The sequence below is a fragment of the Microcoleus sp. CAWBG640 genome (assembly GCF_020883015.1).
GTDB lineage: Bacteria > Cyanobacteriota > Cyanobacteriia > Cyanobacteriales > Microcoleaceae > Microcoleus > Microcoleus anatoxicus.
Genome location: NZ_JAHRFC010000146.1, coordinates 1 through 7,412, shown reverse-complemented (window position 1 = coordinate 7,412; position 7,412 = coordinate 1). Strand labels below are relative to the sequence as shown.

The 7,412-nt window shown below is 42.7% G+C and carries 11 protein-coding genes and 1 pseudogene; all 12 read right to left on the bottom strand.

Annotated features, from left to right (window positions below; genetic code table 11):
• Nucleotides 1-394, bottom strand: a pseudogene (locus AAFP11_RS29085) (ATP-binding protein); the annotation flags it as partial.
• A 222-nt stretch (nucleotides 395-616) separates the two neighbouring features.
• On the bottom strand, nucleotides 617-862 hold the full coding sequence (locus tag AAFP11_RS29080) for a hypothetical protein (RefSeq protein WP_341740140.1): 246 nt from the start codon (nucleotides 860-862) through the stop codon (nucleotides 617-619).
• On the bottom strand, nucleotides 852-1,127 hold the full coding sequence (locus tag AAFP11_RS29075) for a BrnT family toxin (protein WP_341740139.1): 276 nt from the start codon (nucleotides 1,125-1,127) through the stop codon (nucleotides 852-854). Before AAFP11_RS29075 ends, AAFP11_RS29080 begins: the two co-directional genes overlap by 11 nt.
• 298 nt (nucleotides 1,128-1,425) lie before the next feature.
• On the bottom strand, nucleotides 1,426-2,475 hold the full coding sequence (locus tag AAFP11_RS29070) for a Shedu anti-phage system protein SduA domain-containing protein (RefSeq protein WP_341740138.1): 1,050 nt from the start codon (nucleotides 2,473-2,475) through the stop codon (nucleotides 1,426-1,428).
• 253 nt (nucleotides 2,476-2,728) lie between these two features.
• Entirely contained in the window at nucleotides 2,729-2,995 is a 267-nt protein-coding gene (locus AAFP11_RS29065) for a DUF2281 domain-containing protein (RefSeq protein WP_341740137.1), read from the bottom strand.
• Between the two features lie 42 nt (nucleotides 2,996-3,037).
• Nucleotides 3,038-3,238: a type II toxin-antitoxin system VapB family antitoxin gene (locus AAFP11_RS29060; protein WP_293193923.1), complete on the bottom strand. Its 201-nt coding sequence runs from the start codon at nucleotides 3,236-3,238 to the stop codon at nucleotides 3,038-3,040.
• A gap of 127 nt (nucleotides 3,239-3,365) precedes the next feature.
• Nucleotides 3,366-3,647, bottom strand: coding sequence for a hypothetical protein (locus AAFP11_RS29055; RefSeq protein WP_293199268.1), 282 nt, complete (start codon nucleotides 3,645-3,647; stop codon nucleotides 3,366-3,368).
• Nucleotides 3,644-4,195: a DUF6036 family nucleotidyltransferase gene (locus AAFP11_RS29050; RefSeq protein ID WP_341740136.1), complete on the bottom strand. Its 552-nt coding sequence runs from the start codon at nucleotides 4,193-4,195 to the stop codon at nucleotides 3,644-3,646. The genes AAFP11_RS29055 and AAFP11_RS29050 overlap by 4 nt, the downstream gene beginning before the upstream one ends.
• 81 nt (nucleotides 4,196-4,276) lie before the next feature.
• Nucleotides 4,277-4,855 carry a Uma2 family endonuclease gene (locus AAFP11_RS29045; protein ID WP_341740135.1) on the bottom strand — a complete coding sequence of 193 codons (579 nt, stop codon included), beginning with the start codon at nucleotides 4,853-4,855 and terminating at the stop codon, nucleotides 4,277-4,279.
• Nucleotides 4,856-4,887: 32 nt separating this feature from the next.
• Nucleotides 4,888-5,472 carry a Uma2 family endonuclease gene (locus AAFP11_RS29040; protein ID WP_341740134.1) on the bottom strand — a complete coding sequence of 195 codons (585 nt, stop codon included), beginning with the start codon at nucleotides 5,470-5,472 and terminating at the stop codon, nucleotides 4,888-4,890.
• On the bottom strand, nucleotides 5,469-5,759 hold the full coding sequence (locus AAFP11_RS29035; RefSeq protein ID WP_341740133.1) for a type II toxin-antitoxin system Phd/YefM family antitoxin: 291 nt from the start codon (nucleotides 5,757-5,759) through the stop codon (nucleotides 5,469-5,471). The genes AAFP11_RS29040 and AAFP11_RS29035 overlap by 4 nt, the downstream gene beginning before the upstream one ends.
• Before the next feature lie 170 nt (nucleotides 5,760-5,929).
• On the bottom strand, nucleotides 5,930-6,841 hold the full coding sequence (gene era, locus AAFP11_RS29030) for a GTPase Era (protein WP_341740141.1): 912 nt from the start codon (nucleotides 6,839-6,841) through the stop codon (nucleotides 5,930-5,932).
• Nucleotides 6,842-7,412: the final 571 nt, after the last annotated feature.

Sequence of the window (7,412 nt, the reverse complement as noted above, 5' to 3'; positions counted from 1 at the left end):
GAGGTGAAGTTTGTGCCCATTGCCGCAAGGTTTCTTCAATTCCTTGTCCCACCTCCATTTCTTGTTTTGGTGGTGGCTGGAGCTCCGGTGGCAAATAGACTCGCGCCTCACTTCGCCAAGAACTTAAAATGACCGCTTGGGCTTGTTGTGGATTGTCATTAAAGGGCGAACCTAACTCCACGGAAACCACGATCGCAGTGTACTGTCGGCTGTCAGTGAGTTGCTTGGCCAAAGCCAGCATTGCCGTGGTTTTACCAATTTGTCGGGGTGCGTGGATGACAAAATAGCTTTGCTGAGCAATCAGTCGCTCTAAATTCGGGAGGCGTCGGGTTGCCGGCAACATATAGTGAATGTTATCGCGGCAAGGGCCAGCGGTATTGAACCAACGTGGCATAGGTCAACTGGGGCTAATTGGGCTGCTCTCAGTTTACTTTACTGTTGTTGGAATGGGGTTTGTTGTTAAGTGGGGTTTGTACCGACTCATCGGGTGGAAATGAGAATCTTAGGCGGAATTATTAATTATCGATCGAGCTTCCGAATCATCTCCAAAGTCAGGCAGCGTTTACAAGATAACGGTGAAGTTGAGCGCAGCAAACAAACTTTGAATCTTAGCAGATTACCTCTCGGCTGTCGGCTCCAACGCATTGTTAGGCTTCTGTCTTTGCGCGATTTGCATGAGCAGCCGAAGTGCTTCATTAACCGCGTCACTTGTTGGAAATGCTTGAGCAACATCAGGATCGAGCAACACTACATTCGTTCCTGCCCTGTAGCGATCGACATATTTTCCTCTAACGCCACCCTTCATCTTACTAAAATTATACTCAGGACGTAACTCGTCCTCTAGCTCTTGATTATTCTCCATCTTCATAAAATCTCCGCTCATTTCGGGTTGCCTCTCGCGCACTGATAATCCGAACGCGATCTTCTCGATCTGTGTGAGGGACTATTAGGATGCGACTAGCACTGGATAATCCAATGGTAACGTAACGCTCCTCACCATAGGAATGATCTGGGTCAGGGAATGTCACAGATAAGGGATCGTTGAAAACGGTAGATGCCTCATTGAATGAAACACCATGCTTTTTCAAGTTTAAGTTTGCTTTGTCTTGATTCCATTCAAATTGCATCTAAACAACACTTGCTACTCTGCTTCAAGACTTAAGTTTAATATCAAACTTAATGGCGGATAAAATCTAATTAGCATTAAAAAATTACGTTAATGAAATGTAACGAACCCTACAAGATTAGCGATCGCACTTCAAGTAGGATCGTGAAGTATTGAGGTTGCTTCATCTAAGAACTTGTCCAAAACGTCCAAGATTCTAAAAATGGTGAACAGATTGGAGCTACTAGCTTGTTGGATGGGTGCGCGATCGCAGCGTATCTATTTATTCTACCAATTTTCTGATTGATCGAATATTAGATCTACTCATCTTCCCCAGAGTCCTGCTCTATTAGATATGGTGGATTATCTCTTAAAGGCTGCAAACATTCATCTACCAAATCAAGAGAATGATTTGTATGCACATGGAAGTGGATAAATCGCTCATGAATTTCAGCAAGTTGTATTGCAGCAGACAAGGATTCTAAATTTTCTGCAACAGGTATTCCTAAGCCATCAGACTCAATTCGATTAAGGCTAAAAGTAAGTCGATCTTCAAAAATCTCATAAGAACTGCCTAAAACATCAATAGCACAACCTTCTCCGTCCCCAATCGGGTGTACTTTATAGGGAGTGCCACAAACAATAATTTCATTTGGATGGTTTTCAGCAAATTGTCTCTCAAATTGTGCTGGATCTTCGGCAAATTTCGTCAGGAACAGTTTATCTTCTTCGTCAATCATCCTTTTTTGATAATATTCATATTGACTAATCGATTTTTCGGCAACGTCAATAAATCGGTCATAGGTCAACAATTTCACATTATTATGATGCCGAGCAAATTTTGATTTTGCATGGATAAGCTCTTCATCCAATTTGCTACTTCTACCCATAACAATAAAATATTCACAGCACAAATAGGTTTTCGGATCGCGTAGTTCCATCTTGGGGCACCGAGGTTCTCGTGCTAGGTGACGCTCTGGATACAATGTATCTCGTTTTTTAGATTCGTCAGCTAACTGAAAACGTAGAGCTGCTCCCTGCTCCTTCTCGAAATCTTGCCAATCATTAATTTGTTTGATAGCACCACGCAATCTCTTAGATGGACTTCCATCTTTATTAAAGGGATTTTCATCAACTGGCTCTAATTCGATGAAAGCTATATTCCAACCTCCAGAAAATGACTGCATTACAACAAAATCAGCATAATACTTTCCACCTAATGAGAACTCAGGAATGACATACTCAGAATGCCCACCACAACTCATAAAAGTTGCCCAAACTAGCCAAGGCTCGTCTTTTAAGAATTTCTGTAGTCCACGTTCACCTTTTGCTTGATCTAGGGCTTCAACAAGTCGATTTTTTAACATCATTTAAATCTTGAAAGGATTTTCTCAGAGAATAGATAATCTTAAGATATTGTCCTACAGATAACTCACCATTCTAACTTAGAATTATATCGCAGTTGCGGTACAATACTATACTAGATGCGGTACAATACTGAGCATAGCTGAATAATACCGCAGATTGGGATGGTTAAGTTCTGGCTGCCGATTTGTTTTAGTTCGTGAACGATTGCGGTATTGTTTTGATATAATTCGATGAGAATATTGGTGTCACACAAAATCATTGGTTTTCTTTACCCCATGGGTCTTTGCGAATGTCGTCTAGGGTGATATTTTTTCCTTCCCAGATTCCGGCTAGCTCAAAAAATGATTGTTCTCGATCGGAGTCATCGTTTTTTTGTTCTATCGTTTGAGTTTGGCTGGCTTGAAATTCTAGAAATTCGATAAATTCAATAACTTTATTGCGTTGTTCTGGGGAAAAATGTTGGATTTTTTCGATCGCCATTTCTAGGCTTAACAATGGTTTCTCCTTGGTTGGTTTTGGCACTTACTATTCTAACGATTTACACAAACATTTTTCATAGCAAGCCTATTGTTCCGCATCCGTTCTCATGCGATCGAGGTCGCCGTCCCAGGCGAGTTTACCCCTTAGCGCCCGGAGGTTCTGTTGGTTTTTCATTTGGATCAACAGGTTCAGAGCCAGTTCGACAACTTCTTGTTGTGCTGTGAGTCCAGTCGCCTGGAGCGCATTAGTGATGAGGGAGTTATCGATTTCGATCGTAGTTTTCATAGGTATTTTTGGGGTGAGTTTTATCGATCGCACTTTCATCCAATTACAAGCGATCGCCCACCGGCAGCGATCGACATCTTTTTTTTTTAATTAAATCCTTTTGTTACTGCCGATCGATCGCATATTCTCACATATAACGAAGTTCAAGTGCATTGCAAAAGCTACTCAAGCGATTCAGCAAAGCATTGTAGTAGGGATAAGCATCATCTCGTTCATCTTGAAGGCGGGCATAAAGAGTCAATTCTGGCTCTGCGGCCAGACGATCTTTAGGAACATCTAAGCCCGCTTCGGCTAGGCGAGTTGCCGCGATCGCGACTAACAATGACCCAATTGTATTAGTTTTACCATGATGAAGATCGTTCAGTCCAGGTAGAATTAGCTCTGCTCCCGGCAACTCATTTAAGTTCATAACTGTCCATCCTCTATGTTACTTTCAAAACGTTTGATGAAGTTCTCAACTCTGCTTCTGAGCGCATCAGGATTAAGAGAGGGAAATCGGATTAATTCGGGTGCAATACTCTCAAAACTATTACGCAGTTCTTCTAAGGAAAATAATTTCTGTTCGTACATGGCTTGAACATCTTTAATGTCCCGATCGAATCCCCTGGATATTTTGGAGAGTGCTTGGGCTATAAAGTCATAGTGATAAAACGAGATTTGACCGTATTTGCCAATGAAGATACTCCTGTCGCGCCACCCCGGAATTGTGGGTAAGAAATCCTGTGGGGAAGCCAGTTCGATATTAATATTCAATTCTTGTTTGATTTTGGCGATCGCACTAAAAATGCCTGGGGGTTCAGGATCTAGACGAATATCGATATCAATGGTCGAACTCCGCCATCCAATCAGTAGGGCACTAGCACCACCAGTAAAATAGATGCAGCCTGAGCCCTGAGCCTCTCTGCCCAAGACTTGCATCAGTCGTTCTATCTTCTGAGAATCAACATTCGGACGCATATGCTGCACAAATATTTAAACGGTAACAGATTTCTTAGAACTCTACATCAATATTATTACATCGCCCTCTTAATAATAAATTCAAGATTGCTGCTCGAAAACAATTTCTTCATAAAATTGCTCGATCGCCAAACTCAACCCAATACTTTTAAGCTCGACGCGATCGCCCGATCGATAGCTCAGAATCAACCAATCCCCCGCATCATTTTTATGATAAATATCGATCGCCATCTCATCAGAACTCACCAAAACATAATCAATTAAATTCGGATTGCGGCGATATTTTTCAAACTTCTTGCCTCGGTCGTAAGCCTCGGTACTATCCGATAAAACCTCAACAATCAAACAGGGATAGGTAATATATTGAGGGCTAGAATTATCTCGCCGATCGCAAGTGACACTCAGATCGGGATAGGTATAGTTGCGAGTATTGAGGATATTTACGCGGCAGTCAGAATTGTATGTTTTACAACCACTACCCCGCAGATGGGGCTTGATCGTCGTTAAAATGTTTCCCGCTATATCACTGTGATTTCTAGTCCCCCCACTCATCGCATACACGCGACCATCGATTAGCTCGTGCTTTTCTAATTGTTGCTCCTCCCAAGCAAAATACTCTTCAGGCGTAAAGTACCGCTCCTGCTTTCTAGCTGCAATCATAACAATCTCCTAATTTAATCGCTTTATCAATTTTAAGCTGTTGTTTCTGGGGTGAGGTCGAGGTTGCGATAAATTTGTTCGATCGCAAAACTGAGATTGATGCTTTTTAGTTCAATGGTGTCACCTGCTTTGTAGTTAATGATGATCCATTCACCAGCATCATTTTTGTGATACAAATCCATTTCAATACTGGTAGAACTAACCAATAGGTAATCTTGTAAGACAGGGTTGTTGCGGTACATTCTAAATTTGCCACCGCGATCGTAAGCCTCAGTGCTGGGAGAGAGAACTTCAACGATTAAGCAGGGGTAGGTAATGTATTGAGTTGTGGTTTTATCGCGATCGTCGCAGGTGACACTTGCATCAGGATGGGTGTAGTTTTTGGTTCCGGCGATGTTGACTCTCAGATCAGAGTTTCCGGTTTCGCAACTGCTGTTTTCTAGATGATTGGAGAAGAGAGTTGTGAGTCTGACGGCAATGCGGCTATGGTTTACGCTGCCGCCACTCATGGCGTACACTTGACCGTCGATATACTCATGCTTTTCTAGCTGCTTTTCTTCCCAAGCAAAGTATTCTTCTGGGGTTATTTGAGGAAAGTTTTCTTTTGCAGCGATCATTTTTTTAGGTAATTGGTGGTAGGTAGAAGCTCTTCAAAAGCTTGATGAATAGAAACCCCTTTACCTTGATCAAATTCCCCTAAGCTTTGACGAATACCTGCAATAGTTTCAAGAAATTCTAACCGATTAAGTAGTTTTTCATAACTTTCCGCATCCTGAAGTACAGCAACCGCTTTACCATTAATGGTGATTACGATTGGTGTTTTATCTGTTTCAAACTGATGAAGCAACTCAGGAGCTTCCTGTTGAAATTGATTCAGGGGACGGCTATGGGAGAGGTTAAGCATGGTGTTCACTTTTTTTGAGTGTTGTTAACAATTTAGCAAAATATTATTTTTTATTGCCTAAGTTATAAAGGCACCTCAATCCCCAACTCCTCACAAAACCCCCGAATCACCCGATCGCTACCACCAGCCGCCACTTTATAATCGCGAACATCCCGCAAACCGCCAAAGTTTTACTCTTCCACTCGATAGCCCAATTCCGCCAAACGAGTCCGAGACTGCCGCCATTTGGGTTGCACCTTGACAAAGAGCTCCAAATATACCTTACCCTCAATCAACTTTTGAATCTGTTCGCGGGCCGCACTGCCGATCGACTTGAGCATACTCCCACTCTTACCGATTAAAATACCTTTTTGGGAATCCCGTTCAACGTGAATTGAAGCGAGAATGCGAGTGATTTTTGGTTCTTCTTCCACAACTTCGATCGCGATGGCTACAGAATGCGGCACTTCCTCCCGCGTCAACAGCAAAATCTGTTCCCGAATCAACTCACCCATAATAAAGCGTTCCGGCTGGTCAGTCACCAAATCTGGCGGATAGTAATAGGGCCCAACGTCCAAATGTTCGACTAACAATTTTTGCAGCGACTCAACACCCTCGCCAGTTAGAGCCGAAAACTTGACCACAGGCCACTGAGGATTGACAATTTGCTCGTAAGTGCGATCGATTAACACGGAATCAGGAGGCTGTTCGTCCAACTTATTCAGCCCCAAAATCACCGGCACCTCCGTATTGCTGAGGATTTCCACAATATATCGATCGCCCCCACCAGACTCCACCGAGCCATCCACCACAAATAGCACTAAATCCACCGATTGAATCGCCGTTCGAGCATTTTGCACCAAAACCTTACCCAATTGGTGATGAGGCTTATGAATTCCGGGAGTATCCACAAAAATTATTTGTGCCTCATCCGTAGTCAAAATACCCCGCAGTCGATTGCGAGTCGTCTGAGAAACCGGCGAAGTAATCGCAATTTTCTGCCCCACCAACAGATTCATCAGCGTTGACTTCCCCACATTCGGGCGCCCGACAATCGCCACAAACCCCGATTTGTAACCCGCAGGAGCCGCGGGAACACTCATAACTTCTGATAAGTCTATAATCTTGCTATCTTCCACTAAAATCACCAATATTCAAGCCCCTTCTCTGCCTATTCTCCCCTGAAAATGGTAAAACGACAATTCGATCGAGAAGGAAACAGCAAGAACGCAGATTTTCTTGACATCCACAGCATCTCGTCATCTCGGCATCTCGCCATCTCCCCATCCCAAAGCTTGATATCTGAGACAAAATTTGATAAAGTTCCCACAGGCATCGCTCAAAAATCAATAATTATGCTCAAACCCAGTTCCCCAACCTGTGAAAAATTCAGACCAGTAAAAATTTAACTGAACTGAAACCATTTTACAGTTGGTCTGGGAAGGCAGTTTGAAAATTTTTGGGGATGTGTGGTAATCAATTAAGTGGCTGAAACTAACACAAAAAGCTCATGATTAACAGCTTGTTTTTAATGAGAAACTAAGGTTTGTGGAGTCCACCTAATTAGTGTTCCTATAAAGTTGAGGAGATGAATCTAATGAAATCGAAATTATTTTGGAGTTGCTGCACCGTTTTGGTAGCCAGCTTGCCGATGCCCAGCTTCGCTCAAACCAA

Excerpts from the sequence above, each read along its gene's own strand:
- AAFP11_RS29040 (WP_341740134.1), bottom strand. The coding sequence starts at position 5,472 with ATGATCGCTGCAAAAGAAAACTTTCCTCAAATAACCCCAGAAGAATAC.
- AAFP11_RS29080 (WP_341740140.1), bottom strand. The coding sequence starts at position 862 with ATGGAGAATAATCAAGAGCTAGAGGACGAGTTACGTCCTGAGTATAAT.
- AAFP11_RS29035 (WP_341740133.1), bottom strand. The coding sequence starts at position 5,759 with ATGCTTAACCTCTCCCATAGCCGTCCCCTGAATCAATTTCAACAGGAA.
- AAFP11_RS29075 (WP_341740139.1), bottom strand. The coding sequence starts at position 1,127 with ATGCAATTTGAATGGAATCAAGACAAAGCAAACTTAAACTTGAAAAAG.
- AAFP11_RS29070 (WP_341740138.1), bottom strand. The coding sequence starts at position 2,475 with ATGATGTTAAAAAATCGACTTGTTGAAGCCCTAGATCAAGCAAAAGGT.
- era (WP_341740141.1), bottom strand. The coding sequence starts at position 6,841 with ATGAGTGTTCCCGCGGCTCCTGCGGGTTACAAATCGGGGTTTGTGGCG.
- AAFP11_RS29060 (WP_293193923.1), bottom strand. The coding sequence starts at position 3,238 with ATGAAAACTACGATCGAAATCGATAACTCCCTCATCACTAATGCGCTC.
- AAFP11_RS29055 (WP_293199268.1), bottom strand. The coding sequence starts at position 3,647 with ATGAACTTAAATGAGTTGCCGGGAGCAGAGCTAATTCTACCTGGACTG.
- AAFP11_RS29045 (WP_341740135.1), bottom strand. The coding sequence starts at position 4,855 with ATGATTGCAGCTAGAAAGCAGGAGCGGTACTTTACGCCTGAAGAGTAT.
- AAFP11_RS29050 (WP_341740136.1), bottom strand. The coding sequence starts at position 4,195 with ATGCGTCCGAATGTTGATTCTCAGAAGATAGAACGACTGATGCAAGTC.